A 21,681-nucleotide genomic window follows, 5' to 3' on the forward strand; every position below is an offset into this window, starting at 1 on the left:
TTCCTCCTAGTTATAGGTGTACTATTACACTCTCTTCAGTACTCGGGTAAAATACTTCATAGTTAAATTCCTTCTTCAATTCTTCCTTGTTCATTGAGATTGCCGCAAGAGTGGGATAAGAAAAAAATAAATTCCTTGTAAAAGTAGATTTTCTAGCAACTATTCTGGATAAGGTCTCCTTATCAGGATGCCCGTGACCTGAACCGTTAGTAGATATTAAGTAGTTTCTTGAATCAATCATATTGAGGAGATCCAAATTCGTATTAAATTGGCTCCCATGATGAGAAACTTTAATTAAATCAAAGTAAGGCGGTACCTCTGTGGTAGAAAAAAGAGCTTTAAGTTGCCGAATAGTTATTGAGGGTAGACAATCTCCTAAAAAAAGCATTTTTTTATCCTTATGCTCTAAAATAAAAGTAATGGAACTAGCATTAATTTCATCACCGTCTTCAATAAATGGCGACATTGACAACTTCTTTATTGAATCTGTCGCTGATACATTCGTTCTAACTTCACCGACCCCTTTGGGTTCCAGATATTCAGAAACATATTCTACAGCGTCATCAAAACATTGATCTGATGTTAATGGCATCCGTGGAAAGGTTCGACGCAGTTCTTTTCTCCACACTCTTTCTAAGTCATTAAGCTCAATATCAGTAGGAGAAAGTACGGTAAGTTTAACGGATTCGTTACCGAGAAATACCGGAATTTTATTGTAAGAAACGGCATTACCACTATAAGATCCATTCCAGTTATACCCATTCAAATATAGATAACCTGCAAGCCTGGATCCTTGTGTTTCACTTATCGGAGTCCTACTATCAAAGTCTCTTTCAACGTAAACAACTTTTTGCTCAATCAATTCTTTTTCCGTTTTATTTAGTTGATGCTCATGCTGATTAATTGATAAGTGTCGATAACTATTGTGCCAAATTTCCTTCACTTCAATTATATTAGGTGCTTCACAAGTCCCGTTTTCTTTTAAAAAGGATATTGCACCGGCAATATGATCCTGATCGATATGTGTAACAACCATTAAATCTAGAGATTCACCAATTTTATTCTTATTTATAAGAACAGGTTTTACATAATTCTTATACGTATGGAGGTAAGCCAAATCTATAAGAATGTTCACATTTGACTCCCCAAAGCAACTAACCAGAAATGTATCACCATTTTTTGCCGGAAACATTTCAATTCTCGAAGTATATATTGGACTCATCCTTAATTTGTTTAATAGTCTTTTTTACTTCTCAAGCAACAGAAAAAATTCATATAGAGACGCTATAGTTGTTTTTCTCTCCAAACACCATGACCAAAAACAATCTGCATCCTTCTTATGCGATCAGTTTTCTGTTCATTATCTTCAACAACATAATTATCTCCTTGATGCATTTTACATTGAGGACAGATATGCATGACATACATTGATTCTGTTACCTTGCTGTAACGTTCCTCAAGTTGAACTCCGTATTCTTTTGCAAAAGGGATTAACGATTTTGGTTTACTGTAAGCAAGATCGCTAATTAATGGATACCCATTTCTTAGCTCATTCTCGATCTCAGGATTAAACACCAGAAAAATGTCCATCGTTTTCTTACATTTCCAGCACTGATACCCACTTCGGATATCGACCTCCCATTCAAATTGCTCGGGATATTCATAAGGAATCGTTTCTACAAACTCCTGATACTCAAGCTTATCTGTCATGCCATTCTCTCTCATCCAAGAAAAATAACTAGGATTCGTTCGGTACACTTCTTCAATAGTTTTACCTTTATATTTACCAAATGTCATTGTCATTTCCATTAGTAAACCTCACTTTTCTGACATTAACCGACATTAACCAATGTATAATATTTCGACAAAGGAATAAGCATCCCTGCCAAAATCCCCATGATTATCCACAAATAAAAAAATCATTGTATTTTGAAATCAAAAGTCATGCCCTATCATAAGCTCAGTTCGAAAGTATGTTGTTGGAGAAACCAGTTAGCAATCCTCAGTATCTGAGAGTAACCGTAATAAACTGATGGTGATTACCATAAACTGAATATCCATTCCCCAATATACAAGAAAAATTTTCATTAAGTGGTATAATCAGTTCAAGAAATATGTTCATATTATTCAATTACAGAACCTGATATTTTATAAATTTGGCATAGAAAATAAAGAGTCCATTTCTCCTTTTACTTCACATAATTATAAGAACGGATGTGATACAAAAAAATGGATAGTATTAATACAAATGCAGGAGCACTGCCTTCTAATGCTGGTGATGACTTTCATCTTCTCTGGGCAGCACAAAAAATGTTAGATATGCTTAGACCAAATTCTAATCTTGCTTCAGTAACCGTAGAGGGGCCCGCATGGCAAGATTCTATTGTTGCCGATCTTGATGAAAGCAAATTATTTTCTATCGATTTAGCAGAGTATTATGGAGGTGAGACTCTAACAAGTGCAAATCACATTATCTTCTCACAATTAAAATATAGTACTTATATGGGTAATACCGCGTGGACTACTTCGACTTTATGTCACTCGGAGAACAAAAAAAAGGATAACTCAATTATCCGTCGACTCGCTGATACATATAAAGAATATACCGAAAAGTATGCTTATTCAAAAGATAAGCTAACTTTAAAGCTGGTCAGCAATCGACCAATTTCCGAAAGTTTAAAAAAAGGGATCAGAGAAGCAAAACAAATATTAATTGCCAAAAAATTAAAAACTACAAACAGCCTATTAAACATTCTCTCTGAGGCATCCAAAACAGAAGTTAAAAAAATTTATGAAGAATCAAAACTCAAATCACTAACATTTTTGGGCTTTATTAAAGCTGTTGACTTTGAGGATTGCGGAGCAGACACCAGAAGTATTCTGAAAGCTAAGATCATTCAACAATTAGGGCATTGGGGCATTGATAGTCTGCAAAATAAATATAATGAAATAATAATGACCATACGGGAACGAATGATGCCTGGACGAAATGCACAAGTACCTATGACAAAAGACTTTGTATGTTCTCTATTTGGTGGGAATTATACTCGATTTTTCCCTGCTCCTACAAATATTCCGAAAAAGAAATATGTTGAACGAGAATGCGTTCATGAACTAATAGACACTATAATGCAGCAAAACAATAAATCAATATTTGTTCATGCTACTGCTGGTATCGGAAAAACTACTCTTGTCAATAATCTACAAAGTTACCTTCCAGATGGTTCTGCAGTAGTATTTTATGATTGCTATGGTGGGGGAACCTACTTGCAGCCTGCTGATTCAAGATATGAATACGACACGGCTATTCTTCAAATTTGCAATAGTTTAGCCATTGAATGTAAAACAGATTTCTTGTTAGAACGTAGATTAAAGGAATCTGAAATCTGGCATGAATTATCTATACGAATGGCACAAGCCTCTAAATATGTAAAATCATACGCAGAGGATGCCATTGTTTTGTTAATAATTGATGCAGCGGATAATAGTGTATTTGCGGCCGAAAATAATAATAAGTCCTCCTTTGTTCACAAGTTATTACAGCAGTCACTACCAGAAGGGGGAAAAATACTACTAACTTCTCGAACCGAACATTCACATTATTTTAACCTCCCTTACAATTCAGCATTTTTTGAAGTTCCGGCATTTAATTTACAAGAGAGTACAGAACATATTAAAACCTATTCACTCGAATTGGCCGAAGAGGTCTATTCAGAATTTCACCACTTAAGTAGGGGGATTCCACGAGTTCAATCCTATGTATTATCGGCAAAGCAAGATACACCACATCAATTAGTCAACAAGCTACTTCCCAATGGTAAAACTACTGAAGATTTACTTAGGGACATTCTTGAAGAACTTCGTCTCAGATATGGAGAAGGAAATGATACGACCTCTTTAATCTTTGGCGTTCTGATCAATTTGCCGCGGCCTATACCAATAAAAGTTGCAACGAAAATTCTAAGCTGCACACAAGATATGCTGCAAAGCTTAAGTGTTGACTGTTCTTTTGGTCTTTATATTGAAAATGACTACATTTTTTTCAGAGATGAAGATTTTGAAACATTCTTACGAGAAAAATACTGCGATAATTCTAGGGCAGTAAATACAATTGCAGATTATCTGTATCAAAATCGATACCTTGATGCGTACTGTGCAAAACATGTGCATAATTTTCTAAACTTACTGAACGATGCATCAAAATTATTAAACATTACTTTAAACGAATCCATAGATGAATCCATTATTGATGTAACAGAAGCAAGTAGAATTATGGTTTCACGCATTAAAAGCACATTAAGTCTTCCTATGCTGAAAAGCGAACAATATAGATTGGAAACTTTCCAGTTAATATACAGAAGTATTGATTTCTCTAAAAATGACGAAGCCATTATAAAAATAATTGAAAAGTACCCTGAGCAAGCATCTTTATATTGTGATAACGATACTCTCTTACAGGTATTCACAACTGAAAGGAACGACTTTGGGAGTTTAGGAAAAGCAGTATTTGCCTTTTCAATGGACCCAAACACAAAATCAAAAGCTCTATCTTACTTGGATAGCTATCGAGGTGCTCTCAATTATTATTATAGTAAGCAAGAGGCGGACAAGCCCCCTTTAGATGGCCCAAGCGAAGAAGATATAGTAAATATTTCTGAATCGATTTTACGTCTTAAAAGTGAAACTGACATAAAACACTGGGTCACTGCTTGGACCAGCAAAAAATTTCAAGCGGCCATAATGTTTAGAGTCCTAGAACGATTAATTAACCGAGATGAACTGAAATCAATAACTAATATTTTGAAAATAGATTGGCCCTCTCACTGTAAGCTTTCAATAATCGCGGCTCATATAAAATGCAAAAAGGCACCACCAATCGACTTAATAAAGTATCTCAAACGCCTATTCAATCGGGTACGAGTTATAAACTCAAAACAGTTTGATCAAACTCATTTGATATTGTTTCTTGAGTATTTGTTTAGCCAAGCCAATAACAAACTGATTAACAATATACTTTCAAAATATCATACTAACTTTCGTGTATCGTATTTACCTTATATTCATGGCGAAGATGAACAACAACTGGATGTCAATATCCGATTATATGTGTTAACAAAAACCTTGAAAGGTGAGCCACTTAATCAAGATGATTTTGTTGATTATGATAGACTAAAAAAGAACTTCAAACAAAGAGAAATTGCAGACCGCGTTAAAGATATTAAAAAGGTATACGATCTTCTCCTTCCCGCCTACAAATACCGTATTATGGCAATTAAAGGGGATAGCTGTGAAGAGACAAAATCGTTATATAACAACTGCTTAGGAAGATTAGATCGCTTGTTTTGGAGTGATATGGACAATAAAAAAACAGGTAGTATTCGCCTTTGCTTATTAGCTCTAACTGATGGGATTTTAAATACTACCAGCTTAGATTGTCAAAGTATTCATAATTGCCTATCCGAAATTTTAACAGCAACTAAAATATATCGAGAAACAAAGTTAGCTTTGTCTGATTTATGTGCATATGATAGTCGTTCGCAACAATTTACCTTAGAAATTCTTAAATCTCTGTCAGAAGAGCTTATCGAGCATCCAACCTCAGCTGCGGAGGCATCAGAGGTATACATTCAATGTGCTCAAATTGGGCAAAGGATTCAGATTAATGTTGGTCGTATTTACTTTGAAAAAGCACTACACGCCGCTAAAGGACTGGACTACGAATCTTACAGAAAGCTTGAGCTTTTTAATATTTTATCTGATACTACTACCAATAGAGGATATTTGAATGACGTTGAGCTATCTCATGAATTTATACGTTTAGCAGAGGATTTTTATCGGAAACTGTGGGACTCAAAGAATTTCCCATATAAAGTTGTATTCGAAACCGCGACAAAATTATGTCCTATGAATATTTTCTCGGTAATGTGCCGATTGGATGATCGTGATGATTTTGATCATTTTTCTTTGCCTGAGAGCGCCTTTTATGTATTAAAAGAACTATTAAGACTAGGTATTTACCAACCAGATATAATAGCATCTTTAGCAACCATTTTATTACCGGAGCAGCCCTCAAACTACATTGAATTAGCAAAACATTTATTACTCAAGTTTTCAGAAGCACCTGTGACAATTCAACAAAATGGATTAGAAATCTTAATCCATAACACATTGTATAATGTACCATTAACTTATAAGGAGACCTTAGCAAAAGAAATTATAACTTATATTAATACCCAGCAACTTTCAAACATCAATAATAGTTCTAAAATCGTATCATTACATGAATTTATTGATTCCATAACGGATCATGATAGTAAAAAACAATGGAAGATAACTGGAGAGAACAAACTGGTTACGCAAGACAACCAATTCATTATGGATACGAGTGCTATATTTAACTCAAAGCAATTGATCGATTATTTAGAAAAATTAGATGGTAATAACCAGGTGAATTTTGTGGATGCCTGGCTTGCTAACTCTACACCAGAATCTTTTGTTTCTAATGCAAATATACTATTAGAATCGTCGTTTAAGATCTCTTATTTAATTTATGGCTCGGAGATTCAAAATATATTTATAGAATATCTAAACAAGTGGAGTGTCTGGCCAGAAGTGGACTCTTGGCGGAATAATACTAATCTCCAGAAGAAGATCTTTGTTGATAATATGTATAAAATATTGCATTACCCTGGCTATTATGATAATTTGATGCGCATCTTTACTTGTCGATCAGAAAATATAATATCCTTTTTTGTAGAATATCTAGTAAAAGAAAATAGTGTTTCAAATGAGAGTATAATTGAGGTATTAAAAAGAATATCCCCCCTACTCCCTACTGATATGGCAGTTGATACTTTAAAGTGGTGTATATCTACAGAAGTTCCAAACATTCATCCTATGTCCGGAGACCACTCATTTTCTGAGGCCTTCTCAAATATTGATGAAGATTTGTTGCCAAACAGTAAATTATTATGGCGGATGCTGGGACATCCTGATAAGAAGTTACGGTTAACAGCGACTCACATCATACAAAATATTTATTCATGTGGTTACTCAAGTATTATGGATGACTTAATGACCTTGTATAAGTCACCCTTTGATAGAAAATATATCGATAGAAAGAATTTCTTTTTTCATGATTCAGCAAAACTCTTTTTTTTACTCGTATGCCATCGGATTTTTCTAGAAGAACCCCAAAAGGGTAGAAATTTCTATAGCTTCTTCAAAGAAATTGCATGTTCAAAACAAATTATTCATGCGTTACAAAGACGTCTAGCAAAACAAATTTGTCTTAAAATTGCAGAGGAAATTTATCCTGAGGATATACAAGTACTTCTAGCTTGTGATGAAATGAAGTGCGGTACAACAAAAAAGAAAGCGATGTATGCTAGAGCAAGCTTATCATCGAAACAGCAGTTTCGTTTTCGTTTTGATTATATGGATACACTACCCTATTGGTATAATGACTTGGCTAATATATTTATCCTCACTCAAGAGGAAGTAGCCAAAGATTGTGATAGTTATATTCATCAATTCAATATTAACAATAACAACGCTCGAAAGTGGCGAGATGACTTCATTCGGTACAACAGATATAAAAATCGCAATACCTATAACAGTCATGGTAGCTTACCTGAAATTGAAACATTAGAGAAATATGCTGAATGGCATGCAATGTTTTATGTTGCTGATCAGTATAGGTGTACATTACCTTATACTGAAGACACTTATTATGGATATCACCAGTGGCTTGACTCTTATCTCCCTGGATTTCAAGGATACTGGACAAATGAATATCGAGATCATATACCTTTAATTCCATTCTTATGGGAGTTCAAAAAATACAAAAAAACTGATAATGAACAAGAGTATATGATTCCACAGGGTTTAATTCAATCATTAATCAAAAATGAAGATTATATCTCTTCCTATCTAAACTATCACTCATCTTTTGACCAGAGTAGCCAGAGCATCAATATAAAAAGTGCTTTAATAGATGAAAAAAATATCGAAAGGTTAATTACTGAACTAAAAAAAACGCATGCATTTTTTGAAGATTTCTATGAACAAGATCCTGAAGAGTATATGTTTCGAAAAAAAGCGGATATTACAATTAAGCCTATGCATGTTGATATTGATTCATTTAGTAGTGACCGACTTGATCAACATGATCCCTTTGTAAAAGATTTGAATACAAATATCTTCATCTTTGCTGACGATATTATAAACTTTGTGGGTCAAAAACACTTTAATACCGCTTTATTTTCGCTTCCAGCCAAAAATTTTAAACTTCCTATTCGCATAAAAAATTGGAGTGAACCAAGCGAAGAAGGAGGGTATACTAAACAAGGTACGTATGGAAGTATTGCAGAAGTTGATTTCGAATTGTGTATGGAGTTTCTTAAGAAAATTAACAAGGCCCTTGTTTTTGAATATCATGTAACTTTTGAGGATCAAACTTATCAATTTTACGGAACGCCAAGTAAGACAGCCAAAGAAAAGGGAATATTGGTAATAAGGTCGAACGGTAATATTGAGTCACATGTATTAGATTCACACTCGGACGACTTAGTTGATTAAAGACACATAAATTATTATTTTTAACAATAAAAGCGGGAAAAGATATAGATATCTGGCTAATTTTGTTCTGTTCAACGATTAGCCAGACTCCCCGTCGCTTTTCCTTTCTCAATCTTTCACTAGAACGGCATGGAATACTCTTTTTTTATAACCACATCTTGTTACCAACTACATCGAAAGTTTCCTAAGACGTTCCTGATAAAATTCTCTTCTGCGTTGTTCAGTATGTATTTGCATAAGAGTATACTTTAATCGGATATCTGTAACCTTCCGATATCTCTTTAGGTCGTTCTTGCTGAAGAATCGTCATTATTGCTATATATATCGGCAATAATGACGATTCTACTTTTCCGTGTTTAATAAACACATCTTCACCCAACTGATTGTACACGTTTGTGGTGGACACTGTAGGAACCGTTGTCCCAAGCCAACTGACTGTACAAATCAAATCGATCTCAGGGTCTATAGATCCTCTATACTACCTATTTGGTGTACAGGTTGCGGGTATAGTAACCAGAGATTATTCAGTATGTTTTCGTGGGAAATAGTATGTAGTAGGTTCCTTAATAAACGATCAACTTTTGAAGTATTCATTTAGAATATTTTACTCATTAGTTGGTGATTTTCTGATTAATAAAAATACAAAAAGAAAAAATTGAATGAATGCTGAAATATATAAATAATTATTGTTTATCGTTATCATAATTATTGGGCATATTATAGCTCCTATAATAATTATCCAGAAACTAAAACCTGGATTATGAAAATCCTTGAAATTCTCAATAAGATGGCTCAATATTCCCATTACTATCATAATTGGAAAAATAATAGCTAAAAAATTAAGAGTTAATACGATTTTATCCCAAGTACTTTGAAGAGTTATAAATTGAGAATAGTGGAATATTGCAATGATCAACATAACGAGTATTGTTATTATTGGTGCGATTGGTTTAATTAACTTGCCAACATAACTCATAATTTGCTCAATCATTAATTTTTCTTCATTTGGTGTCCCGTAGGCATCAATAGTTTCAGCGATTACTTTTCTTAAAGTAATTATGCATGCTTCTGATCGATTATTATAATATAAGCGGATCTTCTTTCTAATCTTATAATTTAGATACAGGTAACTTTCGCCCATTTTTTCAATTAGCTTATCTTGATCAACTTTCTCTCTATTACTCTTCACATAAATTGATAGATATGCATCCAACTTTGCTATAGCCTCACCTGCCTTGTTTTTGTCATCTTTTGTTTGTTTCTCAGATTCAGAGTACATATTTAAAAAAGTCCTATACAAAAAAATGATTAATCCTGTTATTAATGTAATATAAAATTTACTTGCTGCATCAAAATTAATAAATTCATTGTAGATTTCAGTTAGGTTCACGGATATTTCCTTCCTAATAATTATTTTAGTGATGTTCATTTATACTTAGGATAATTCGACATGAGGAAAATCCAAAAAGACATATACGTATTTATACCTAGCTATCTCACAAAAGGCTATTTAGCCAAGTGCCTGGAATGGATCATTCACATCACTGTTTTTATTACTGATCTGACCAAACTCCGGATTAAACATCAAATGTATCTTCATTACTTGCATTCCAGCAATGAGACTCGCTTCAGATCTTAACTTCATATCGTCCCGAATATTGACACGGTATCCCCTCACTTCCCGAGGTTTAAAAATAAGCATTATATATCTTTAAATATTCGACAGTGAAACAGATCCCCCTTCCATTAATCGCATTATTCGCCACAAACAGACAAAAAAATAAAAACACAAGACGTTAACAGCCATCGCGTTTTTGTTTACGTAATTAAACTGTTTTAAACATAATAATCTTAGATCTTTCCCGCTGCCCTCGCATATGCTCCGCTTATACGCTAGTCTTTAATCAAGCTTATACCGGTTCTGATTATTCGAAACAAAAAAAAAGCTTAAATGCCGTGGCGCTTACTTAACTCACAAAGAACAACTGAAACAATAGTTCTATATCATTCGCCTCTGTTGATTAATAATTGTTTGCGGATCACATCCCAGCAACTCAGCTTGTCTTCTTAAGGACAGTTTCTGAAGTGACAATTCTGCATGTCTCATCCTCCATACGCTACCAAAAGCCTTAATCCTTCCTATCTTAAATCGATCCGTATCCGCCTTATCGGGTCCTGTGCGTGAATATATGAAACCGCAGTCACAAGTGAATGTACCGACAGGATTCCCTGAGCGCGAACATCTGGTAATCTTACAGGACACGATCACTGGTTGTCTGTAATGGTTTGCTGCTTTATTTAGACATGGCCAAGGACCATGCCCGAAAGGTTCATAATTTATTGTTTTTTCCTCTGCTAGACCATCCATCATGCTCTCAACAGTTTCTCCTAAGAAACCAAGTAATAGAATATGTCGCAGTGGATGGCACGACACCCTGGGCTTCCTCAATAATTTATGTAACCAGCTATCTCTTTCTCTTACCATTCCATTTAATTCAGTCAACAACCTATCACCGTAGTGAAACCTAAACGCAGAGATCAATCTGTCCCATTTAATTCGATTGCTAGCACGGCATACATAACCCTCACTACGCAACTTAGAGACATAGTAGGTGTGTATTTTATTTAAACCCACTGAGGGTAATTGTTTATTTAGTAAATAAAGTGATTGGACAGCTATGTATTTATAATACTTTTCGCAGGAGTAATCTATAATAGAACATTTCTCATCGGTATCAACTAATACGTTTTCTAGGGTAAAGAACTGATAACGGTTCCCTTGAACTTGATGAGAAATTCTCGACTGTATGAGAAAGGATCCATGTTCCGTGCAAACATATACACCTTCTAATTGGTGACAACGATGCCAATATGCCTCCCCATACTTTGTTCTATCTTCTTGTACACACTCGGAACAATACAGTAGTTTTTGTTTTGGTTTAACTGACAACGCAGCGCGTCCTAGTATCATATTAGCTGATGAACTTATTTTACTTTTTACCAACTCCATTAGCCTTGTTGCTCTCTCATGAGGAATAAATGGAGTAAAGTAGGGGATCAGTGTATGATTTTGTATCAATTCTTCAGATGTGTACACTTGGCCGGGGATTTGGCGGGTAAGCTCTTCTAATTGGGAAGGGAACCATATGGAGGAACATGTAGAGGGGTTTGCAAAAAGTTCGTTCATGGTTTGCTTACGGCCTTCATTTCCAGAATTACGATGATAACGAGCAAATACGCTATAAAGCAATTCGTCCGGAAAGATTGTAGGGAAGAATATCAAAGGAATTCACCTCTTTAATAATTCTTCTCTTTTTTGATAGACTATATTCATCTATCAATTAGTGCACCTTTCTTTTGAAGAAAATTACGTATATGATTATCTACTTCCTCATCTCCACGTAAATGATAAGAGACCGATGCTTTATATTTAAACTCTTTAACAGTCACCGAAATACAACCCGTTTTTAAAATTTTCGCATAATTCCTTGGAATACTTCGAATTAAAAAATCCTTAGAACTTTCAACATATTTATTTATTTCCTTCCTCGATAATGGCAGTCGCTCATGATAATGACGAAACCGATTAGCGTCTGACGGCTCTAACATTTTTAAAATTGTATAAATTTTAATAGGACGTTTGTATTCAGGATCTATATGAGATACCGCATTACGGATCTTTAGTTGCAAATGCCTATCCAGATCACTGAAATCAAGCTTCACCATATCACTAGGAATTTTTTTTGGTATCCTTTCTTCTAACCATTCTTTATCATTATCCATAAACCATTTATAGAGTATTTCAGCTTTTAGTCTAATTTCTGTACGATTACGAAATAAATGATTAGCTAGCAATTCCGTCATTCTAGTCCTATATATACATTTAGAATTTGTGATATCGACACCAGCCGCAAGTTGCTTATAGGCAATTGTTACTTCATTATGCATTAAAAATCCTCTTGATGCATAGTCGCGACCAGTGAGCAAATTACTTAATTCAGAGTAGTTCCCCTGAATTAAACTTTCGTACCCACATTCAGGGCAATTATATCGAATTGAGAATAAATTTGTTCGGTCGTTTATTTTTCTTGTGCATTTTCCTATGTTTGGCTGATCTCTTTTGTTGCATTTTGGATTCTGACAGGGCCAAGGTCCGTGCCCAAGTGGGATGGGTATTACATATGGATTCTGATTTAACAATAGTTCTCTTAATGAGCCCTTCAAAAACTTAGCAAACAATAAATAAAAACCTATAAATTGAGGCATACACTCTGGTTTTAAAAAGGAGTTTCTAAAATACGAACTAGTTAAAGTAGCCCCATCAAAAATTTCATTATACTGAGTCGAATGCCAATTCTCATAATCTGCAAATAACCTTTTTCTTTGAAAAGTTCCTGAAACAGTTATATAGCCTTGTTTGAATAACTGTTCAAAGAACTTAACTTTGAACTTAGATGCGGTCAAATCTTCATGATGATAACGAACATATAGCAATTCTTCTAATAGTTCGATCTGAAGTTGTTTTTCCTTCTGGTTAATATTGATAAGTTCGGCAGACAAGGTATGTCCATTTTTGCAACACGGTTGCCGCAACAATTGACCATTCTCATTGGATCCGTATGGGACATCACAATCAGGACATTTCGCAATTAATCGGACGTTGTGGATAGGACAAAATTTCAAAAAAGATATTTGATGCCTTTGGTGCAAATATATCTCACCATACTGCTTGTAATCGCTAATGGCACATAGAGTACAATACTTTATTTCTCCCGATATTATTGTATTAGAAGTGGTTGCTGGCTGCCCTTTAGGATTCCTGTGATCGGCTGAACTATCCATAATCGCATTAAGCATTACGTTATGCCGCTCTTCTGTAAAGAATGCTCGATACAACCCATACCAGGTGTAATCGTATAATATTTGTTCTAACGTAAAGGAATGCCCCACAGGTAATCTATTGAGCAACACTTGTAAATGTTTAGGGAAGAAGGTGTGTTTGTAGGAATGAACACCAAATAAATCATGTTTACTTTGCATGATTTCACTATTGCCAGAACGAATATGATATCGAAAAACAAGACTCCTGAAGTCTTCATCCGGCAATGGCTCTGGAAAAGTGAGTAAGCGTATCACGCATCCCTCCTTTAGGAAGTTAAATTAAGTAATTCATTTAAATCTCGGATATAGCTCTTTTTCTCAAGTGCCTCTTCTGTGGTTAATCCCTGCTTGTGGCCTTCGTCCACAACGTAGCGAATATCATCTGCTGAAAGCGATAGTTCAACTTTTGCTTTCTTAATTCTTTTGGGAGATTGTCGTTGATCAAAACTGTCCCCTTTCGAGTCATTCTTTTCCTTCTCTAAGAGCATTTTAGCAATTTGAGCATACATCAGAGAGAGATCACTCATTCCTTTGCCGGCTGCATAGACTTGCTCAACAACAGATGTCACTATTGTGGATGGCCGGTCGAATTGCATTGCAAAACTATTTAATTGCATTAAAACTTCGTCATCTTTTTTTCTTTGAAGGACCCGTGCATGCTCTTCGGCAACACTACCTTGAACATTTAATCGGTGCGATACTTCCCTAAGATATCCGTTTAGAGGTGCCCAATCGGGTTTTATCTCGTCTAAATCCTTATAAACGGAATAGTCTCCTGAACGAATTTTTTCGAATATAGGCCGAACCAAGCCTAAGCTGATTTCAGCAACCTCTCGGATAAGACTTACTGTAGTTTTCTCGTAACCTCCCTGTACTATCGTCTTTGATTGTACGTGCATAAACAATTTTACTGCAAAGTCTGGTATGCCCATTGAATAGAAGTACATCGCCTTGCTAAGAGCAGGCGTGAGCTCTGTATATGTTAGAGTGTATTGCTGTTCCCACAGATTCTCGATAAAATACTCCCACTCCCAACTTTCTTCAACCATGTGCCCCGATATATTCTCTGAAAACCCATTTGGTATACCTCTTCGAGTATTAGCCAACGAGTCCTTAAACAGATATAACGCCTTAAATGAACCTATCAAGATCGTCGGTATACCTAAGGTATTAACGAGTTGAGTAATATAATCGATCATGTTCTCTTTACCACCTGAGTACGCCGACTGTATTTTTTGAATCTCGTCGATGACCAGAACCCCCAAATTAACTTGAGTCGCAACTTGAATCATTCGCATCACATGTTTGTCGATGGTCCCCGGTTTCTCTCCCCATTTTTCATAAAAAGCTGTACCGAGCGCCTTATCGACCTCCGCATAAAAACTTTTAATAAAAGTACCTACTGACTTGTTATACGGACATTCTACTTTTAACCATACCAGTTGAGTGGTCGTTAATATCCTATCGTGATATTTATTATGATGAATAACCTTTGGAAACAACTGATTTAGCATCCGTTCATATACTTGCGATTTTCCAAAGCCATTAATAGCGATCTCCACTAAGCTTTGCGCTGTATGAACGTTACCAGCCAGATTTCTTCCCTCGCCGTCCAAACCCGCTTTAAAAATATTATCAAGCCCAACTGCAAATTGACGGTTATAGATTGCTTGAAGTGGATTACGTGATTGGTACCCTAACTTTATCATTGAATACAAATTCCTATACTTATCGTAGTGCGCTGGAAAGGGAAGCCAAAAATCAGGCTTAATCTGCTGAACAAGTTCTAACCTGTCCTCAACAGGCAACTGTTTAAATCTTGTATCTTTCGGTGGTTCCGAGCTAAGTATATCAATAAAAGAATCAATATCGATTCGATCCGGTAAGGCCTCAATAAAGGGATTCTCACGATTTTTGGGATTGATTTGTTCTTTATATTGAGCCGCAACATGGAGACCATTATATCCCGAAAAACCACCTTTATTGATTTCGCTCATCGCTTCTCCTCCGCTCTTTACTTTTTCTAGAAAAAATAGATTGGATATCTACATTTTCTTCTGTCAAAGTAGGACTTTCTTCTTCTTTATTTGGAAACAAGATAACCTGTGCGTTTGAGGGCGTAGAAGCCAAATCAGCAGACTTTGTATCATCTACATAGGTCATTGCCGTCATTGCTCCCCAAATTTTACTGTCTTTTATGCGTGTTTCGCGCATGTTTTGCTTCCTAGAATAAAAGCTAGTTTCTTGTGTGGCTTCTCTCGTCATCTTAATTACAGATTTTTGAAGTTCGCCTGTAAATGCATGAAGCTCTGCCTTGTATTGTTTTTCATTCCTCTCTTGCTCTTTAATTTGGTCATCTCGATATTTAAATATTTGATCAATCTCATCAAAATGGAGTCCTTCAAACTCCTTTGATCTACCAGTAAGTAAACATGGAATAAGCTTTTTGGCACGCTTTATGAAAACACTGCTGCAGTTTCTCGGATCATAACTTATTTCCACTTCACGTTTCCCGTCTATCCCGACGCCGTTTCCTTCAAACCAGCCTTCATCAAGCCCCAATTGAGAAGTGAAATATAGGTTTTTAAACTCTATTCCGAAACGGGTGACCTTACCGATTCCTCGAGGTAACAGATTATGACGAAGTTCATCTCTTGTTTTTTCATGCAGCAATCTTCTCCCCTTATCCCAATTCCATACTTTCAGAGGAGTCAATTCTATCTGATCGACAAACATATCTTTGTTAGGAACATAATCTTTGCTTAAGGCACTTTTGTTATAGGTGATGAAATAAACGATCAAGAATTGGTTGAATTCCTCAATCGTCCATGTAGATTCACGAGCAGGGTCATAGTCTCCTCTAACAATTTGTTTCGCTTCTGTAGACCCTGCTAACAATTGCCGGATTGTCTCATTATTAATATGAAAATGGGACTCGACGTATGGTTTCAAATCCCCACGATAAGATGGTGCATTTAGAACGTCCACATTCAAATTCACAAACCTTTCCGACATTTGAGCCTTTAATTCGCCTCTGTCTCCAATTAAACTTTGCGGTAACGCATGACATGGCCAATCTTCTTCTTTGATGTGGAGACCGTAACGTGCACAACTTTCGACCTTATTAGCAGCAGCATGCTCTACAGCCACCATAGCTTCGAACCAAGACTCCGAAGCTAAACTGACATGATAACCAACGACAAGCCTACTAAATACATCTATTACCACATACAGGGTTGGCTTTCCTAATATAGTCTTACGGTCAAAGGAAACCAGTATGATATCAGACCTCGTCGCATCCACCTCATAAACGGCACCAACACAGAATGCTCTCTCCGAGGCATTTCCGGTTAATGGCCTGACCTTCATCGTTGCTCTCCGTTTACCTCGTTTATTTATCTCACGTCCAAATTCTGATGTACTGTTTGTGTACCAATATCGAAACTGCCGTAAGCTGGGTGACCGGTCAAGATCAACTATCGGCACTCGTACACCATATTTCCTGTAGTAACCGCGTTTATAGAAAGTTTCGCAGAGTCTTTCATGTGTCGTTGAAATATTCATTCCTTGTCGAATGTGAAATATTCGGATGGCAGACTTGAAAATCTCGATATCAGTCTCAGATACAATATATCTATTCGTCGTATAAGGGCCAGGTTTTTGAGTGTAATTTCGCTTCTTTCCCGCAGCCCCACAGGATATGTAATTATCCAATAAGGCATTTTTGGATTTTCCATGAAACCAATACTTCAACAGATAGTCCCGTATTACTTTTTGGGATTTGCCTGTATCCAAATGCGTTTCTTTTATCAACATACCTCTAGTCTCGGGTATATATATTTCAGGTTCACATTGAGCGATTTTTTTAATAAGTTCCCAACGACGATCTCGATTCTCTTTATACTTCTCCAAGTAATCTTCATCAGGTGATAGAAGTTGTATGTCCTCATCAAACTCGATGATTCTAGTTTTACCCGTGCGAAATTCGTCTGCTAAAGTAACATATTTCATACAAAAAGGCATTCTTTTTAGTTTATAATCTTTGATACTCATCACAACTACATCTTCCAATTCCGCATCAATCCAAAGAACTCGCAAGAGATCTTCTATTTCATATTCTTCAGATAATCTTTCAATCACAGAATTAACGACTACTTCCACCAATTTCACACTCCTTACATTATGCAAATTGACTAGAATATCTTGAACTTCTTAGTTCCGATATGACCAACGGCTCTCCTTCTTTTATTATTTTCTTGTCAATCTCTGCCCCCCATCTCTTATTTGCTAGATTGTGTTGAAGGATAAACATTGAGGTACCCGCTTCTAAGCCAAAATTCCTGTCCGCACTAAGGCATATATTCATTACCGAGGTTTCTACAGCATCATTAATAAATAGTTGTAACAGTGGCTCCGAAACTAGAGACACTAACTCTGAATTAACCCCTCGCCTAGTCTCTAAGTATTTAGCACCCGCCATCCATTCAACATTTTTGACAAGTATATCTGGAATCTTATCTTCAGTGATGATACACCAGTCAATTCCTTCCTCCCCAAAATACACACGCTCAATTTCAAATAACTCTAAGGTTCTGCAATCCAATTTACTTATAGGCTTAATTGTTCGAATGACATCGAATTTACACTTTGGAGAGGATAATGTAAGCCTAAAATCAGTCGTCATAACTACAGGGGTACCATCAAGATTCGCATGTTCAATTCCCAGCTTATTTGCAATTTCAATCGTTCTTTCTATTGGTAATAGGGGCCATTGCTCTCTAATATCCACGATTCCGTCAAGCCACTCACAGTAATACAAATATTTGCGTTCATGTTCCGAGAGCGTATGATGTGTCCTTCCAGTCTTCCAGCCCTTATGACGGGTAATCCAGCCTTCTGAAGCGATCTTATTATCATGGGCTTGTATAAATGGTTGGTAGTCTGCTCCACTTCCGACCCCCCTGCCCTTTTTAATATAATTCTTCTGAAGTTGTTCCATTCGAGAGCCACGCTTTGACATTCTCATACCTCCAAGAACAAAGTTATATATTAATTAATATATTAGATACCTATATACAACTGATGGCTCCGCCTTAAAAGGCGAAGCCATCAAATATTTCTTTAAATTTCTAGCAAAATTATACTCTTTATTACCAATATTTACAAGCATTGCTCCAGCAATGATTCTATTAAAATGTTAGTGAACTTAAATGTTATATATCTTCTTTATTGTCTGTTTTCCGATAATATATACAAAAGCGAAAAGCACAAGTGACATAAACCTGAAGGGAGGAAGAACTTGTAATCAAATAACGACTTTTCTACCTTCTCTTTTTAACATTTTCAATATAATTAACGCATATCTGATGAAGTTCGGAAGGAGAGATCGCAATGATATTATGCAGGTCATTAGAAGTCAGGAAAAGACTGATATATGAGTACGAAATAAAACCTATAGCTCATATACGTTTGCTTAACGGACAAATACGCAAGAGTTGTACAGGTGATAAACTAACTGATAGTTATTATTGTTTTTCTTATCGAAAGCTAAATGAAGGAGGTAATTCAGAGACATTTTTATGCGGGACCCATGCTGCAAATAGCTTTCTAGAACTTCTAAATCATTCAAAACTGCCTCTCTTTGATCCATTAGGTATTGACAATCATGGAGCAGGTAATAGTAGCTCAAATGGTAATATGATAGTAACTTGGCGCCCTGCAGCCAAACAACTTTATAATGCAATTCATTTATTGATAATATGCTGGGGAATTGTACCCGGGAGTGTATTAAAAGATATTAAGTCAAAGCTTGAGGTGTACACGGATCGTGAACCATTGGCAAGTCAAGTTAAATCTCTCAATACAATTATCTCTAAAGATAAGCACGGTAGAACTCTTCAGGAAATGATTGAAGAGTTTCGAGACGCGAACGAAAAACTGCGCCAGTTTCAATTTGACTTGTTGAGAGTAATCTTATCGAGAAACAATGTGGCGAACTCATATTTTGGATGACTAGATAAATTCCATCAACCAATAATGAAGGAAAATAAAATGCCTAATCATGACTTCAATAAGCCCTGCGATCGCAGAGTATGCAGATAAGATAAGAAATGAAAATTTGGCTTCAACTAGAATGAGATTAGGGAGTTATTGCTCAACAAATCATGAAAAGTCCCGATGAGCTCAGGCATCATCGGGACTTTTCATATTGATATTCACTTGATCTATCCAACTTCTAGGACCAACTATTTTGTAAATACACTAAGTTTATTGTCCAAGCACTTACATTAATGTCTAGACACTAACTTTAATGTCACCAGACAGTTATTTGTACTGTACTTACTCCCCTACTCCACCGTCACACTCTTCGCCAAATTTCTTGGCTTGTCGACATCATTGCCACGGGCAAGCGAAGTATAGTAAGCCAGTAATTGCAGCGGTACAACGGATAGTGCCGGTGTCAGCAGTGGCAAAGTCTTCGGAATGGACAGAGCCTGGTCAACGGATCTAAGCAAGTCCGCTACATGCTCCTCATGGGTGATAGCCATGACAGCAGCGCCGCGGGCTTTCACTTCCTTGATATTGCTTACGGTCTTCTCTAGAACAGCCTCCTGAGTCGCCAGAGCGATGACAGGGATCCCTTCTTCGATAAGTGCTAGCGTACCATGCTTCAACTCACCAGCTGCATAAGCCTCCGAGTGAATGTAGGAGATCTCTTTGAGCTTCAGCGATCCCTCTTGAACTACGGCATAATCCATACCACGCCCAATGAAGAACAAATTCTGATGACTCGCAATTTCTTCAGCGTATGCTTTAATCGCGTCTACATTAGCGAGCATGCTCTCTACCTGTTCTGGTAATGACTGCAGAGCAGCAATCACATGAGCTACCTCGTCGCTATTCTTAGTCCCACGAACTTGGGCTAAATACAAGCCGAACAGATAGAATGCAATGAGTTGGGATGTATATGCCTTTGTCGACGCAACCGCGATCTCAGGTCCCGCCAATGTGGCTATGACATCATCCGCATCACGGGCGATGGAACTTCCAACTACATTTGTAATCGCGAGCACATGCGCTCCCTTGCTCTTCGCTTCACGTAGCGCAGCCAAGGTGTCAGCGGTCTCTCCTGACTGGCTAACGACGATCACAAGCGTCTCAGGCGTAACTAGCGGCGAACTATATCTGTATTCTGAAGCGACGTCGTTCGCGACAGGAATACGTACGAGTTGCTCGATAACCGTACCGCCAACTAATCCAGCATGATATGCCGTACCACAAGCTACGATATGAACGTTATTTAAACTGCGGATTTTCTCCTCAGTTAAATTCAACCCAGGGAACACAACACTCTGTCCAGCCTCGTCAATTCGTCCTCTCATCGTGTCACGGTATGCCTTGGGCTGCTCATGAATCTCCTTCAACATGAAATGGTCGAAACCGCCCTTTTCCGCGGTAACCGCATCCCAATCGACAGAAATCATTTCCCGAGAAATAAAATTCCCTTCTATGGTCATTAATTCGACAGCATCTTTTGTCAGTACCGCGATTTCACCGTCATTCAGAATATACACATTACGCGTATAGTTCAATATTGCCGGAATATCTGAAGCGATAAAGTTCTCACCTTCACCAATTCCGATAATGAGCGGGCTTGCCTGACGAACAGCGACCAACTTGTTTGGTTCATATTCGGTCAATACACCGAGTGCAAAAGCACCACGCATGTAGCTTATTGCCTTCTGAACTGCTTTTACAATATCACCATCATATTCACGAGCGACCAAGTGGGAAATCACTTCCGTGTCCGTCTCCGATACGAACACATAACCTTGGCCTATCAATTCTTCTTTCAGATCCAAATAATTCTCGATAATACCATTATGCACAACCGAGAACTTCTGGGTGTGATCGGTATGTGGATGTGAATTTACATCAGACGGTTTACCGTGCGTAGCCCATCGAGTGTGGCCAATGCCCGCGTTACCTTGTAAAGGAGCTCCCTCTAGTTTCGATTCGAGATTAGCTAGGCGACCCAGCGACTTCGATATCTGCAGACCCTCCTGTGTATACACAGCGACCCCTGCAGAATCGTAACCACGATACTCCAATTTCTTAAGCCCTTCGATCAATACCGTCTGCGTGTCTCTTTTTCCGATATATCCAACAATACCACACATATTTATATATCCTCCGTTTCAATTCTCTTAGATTTTATAG

12 protein-coding genes are annotated in these 21,681 nt (G+C 36.8%); 2 read left to right on the plus strand and 10 right to left on the minus strand.

Annotated elements, in window-relative coordinates:
- Positions 1-10: 10 nt before the first annotated feature.
- Together NST85_RS24895 and NST85_RS24900 are read right to left on the minus strand one after the other, a co-directional pair.
- On the minus strand, positions 11-1,135 hold the full coding sequence (locus tag NST85_RS24895; RefSeq protein WP_341190678.1) for an MBL fold metallo-hydrolase: 1,125 nt from the start codon (positions 1,133-1,135) through the stop codon (positions 11-13).
- A 149-nt stretch (positions 1,136-1,284) separates the two neighbouring features.
- Positions 1,285-1,809: an exodeoxyribonuclease X C-terminal domain-containing protein gene (locus NST85_RS24900; protein WP_341190679.1), complete on the minus strand. Its 525-nt coding sequence runs from the start codon at positions 1,807-1,809 to the stop codon at positions 1,285-1,287.
- A gap of 420 nt (positions 1,810-2,229) precedes the next feature.
- On the opposite strand from NST85_RS24900, the gene NST85_RS24905 reads away from it, so the two are divergent.
- Entirely contained in the window at positions 2,230-8,580 is a 6,351-nt protein-coding gene (locus NST85_RS24905) for a hypothetical protein (protein WP_341190680.1), read from the plus strand.
- 604 nt (positions 8,581-9,184) lie between these two features.
- Here the strand turns inward: NST85_RS24905 and NST85_RS24910 are convergent.
- The 7 genes from NST85_RS24910 to NST85_RS24940 form a co-directional block, all read right to left on the minus strand.
- Complete coding sequence (locus NST85_RS24910) at positions 9,185-9,970, minus strand: hypothetical protein (RefSeq protein WP_341190681.1); 786 nt, start codon at positions 9,968-9,970, stop codon at positions 9,185-9,187.
- A 120-nt stretch (positions 9,971-10,090) separates the two neighbouring features.
- Positions 10,091-10,225: a hypothetical protein gene (locus NST85_RS24915; RefSeq protein ID WP_341190682.1), complete on the minus strand. Its 135-nt coding sequence runs from the start codon at positions 10,223-10,225 to the stop codon at positions 10,091-10,093.
- Between the two features lie 354 nt (positions 10,226-10,579).
- Positions 10,580-11,863, minus strand: a complete 1,284-nt coding sequence (locus NST85_RS24920) for a TnsD family Tn7-like transposition protein (protein ID WP_445671166.1) — start codon at positions 11,861-11,863, stop codon at positions 10,580-10,582.
- Between the two features lie 47 nt (positions 11,864-11,910).
- Positions 11,911-13,716, minus strand: coding sequence for a TnsD family Tn7-like transposition protein (locus NST85_RS24925; protein ID WP_341190683.1), 1,806 nt, complete (start codon positions 13,714-13,716; stop codon positions 11,911-11,913).
- Between the two features lie 11 nt (positions 13,717-13,727).
- Positions 13,728-15,458, minus strand: coding sequence for an ATP-binding protein (locus NST85_RS24930; protein ID WP_341190684.1), 1,731 nt, complete (start codon positions 15,456-15,458; stop codon positions 13,728-13,730).
- Complete coding sequence (locus tag NST85_RS24935) at positions 15,442-17,622, minus strand: Mu transposase C-terminal domain-containing protein (protein WP_341190685.1); 2,181 nt, start codon at positions 17,620-17,622, stop codon at positions 15,442-15,444. Before NST85_RS24935 ends, NST85_RS24930 begins: the two co-directional genes overlap by 17 nt.
- A gap of 19 nt (positions 17,623-17,641) precedes the next feature.
- Positions 17,642-18,481, minus strand: a complete 840-nt coding sequence (locus tag NST85_RS24940) for a TnsA endonuclease N-terminal domain-containing protein (protein WP_341190686.1) — start codon at positions 18,479-18,481, stop codon at positions 17,642-17,644.
- Between the two features lie 371 nt (positions 18,482-18,852).
- Here NST85_RS24940 and NST85_RS24945 point away from each other — a divergent pair, with 371 nt between their 5' ends.
- Positions 18,853-19,473: a hypothetical protein gene (locus NST85_RS24945; RefSeq protein WP_341190687.1), complete on the plus strand. Its 621-nt coding sequence runs from the start codon at positions 18,853-18,855 to the stop codon at positions 19,471-19,473.
- 335 nt (positions 19,474-19,808) lie between these two features.
- On the opposite strand, the gene glmS is transcribed toward NST85_RS24945, so the two are convergent.
- Positions 19,809-21,641: a glutamine--fructose-6-phosphate transaminase (isomerizing) gene (glmS, locus tag NST85_RS24950; protein ID WP_341190688.1), complete on the minus strand. Its 1,833-nt coding sequence runs from the start codon at positions 21,639-21,641 to the stop codon at positions 19,809-19,811.
- Positions 21,642-21,681: the final 40 nt, after the last annotated feature.

The organism is Paenibacillus sp. FSL K6-2524 (genome assembly GCF_038005525.1).
Taxonomy (GTDB): domain Bacteria; phylum Bacillota; class Bacilli; order Paenibacillales; family Paenibacillaceae; genus Fontibacillus; species Fontibacillus anaericanus.

What these genes read in the sequence shown, in the direction of transcription:
- NST85_RS24900 (WP_341190679.1), bottom strand. Translation starts at nt 1,809, where the DNA reads ATGGAAATGACAATGACATTTGGTAAATATAAAGGTAAAACTATTGAA.
- NST85_RS24905 (WP_341190680.1), top strand. Translation starts at nt 2,230, where the DNA reads ATGGATAGTATTAATACAAATGCAGGAGCACTGCCTTCTAATGCTGGT.
- NST85_RS24915 (WP_341190682.1), bottom strand. Translation starts at nt 10,225, where the DNA reads ATGAAGTTAAGATCTGAAGCGAGTCTCATTGCTGGAATGCAAGTAATG.
- NST85_RS24930 (WP_341190684.1), bottom strand. Translation starts at nt 15,458, where the DNA reads ATGAGCGAAATCAATAAAGGTGGTTTTTCGGGATATAATGGTCTCCAT.
- NST85_RS24940 (WP_341190686.1), bottom strand. Translation starts at nt 18,481, where the DNA reads ATGTCAAAGCGTGGCTCTCGAATGGAACAACTTCAGAAGAATTATATT.
- NST85_RS24945 (WP_341190687.1), top strand. Translation starts at nt 18,853, where the DNA reads ATGATATTATGCAGGTCATTAGAAGTCAGGAAAAGACTGATATATGAG.
- glmS (WP_341190688.1), bottom strand. Translation starts at nt 21,641, where the DNA reads ATGTGTGGTATTGTTGGATATATCGGAAAAAGAGACACGCAGACGGTA.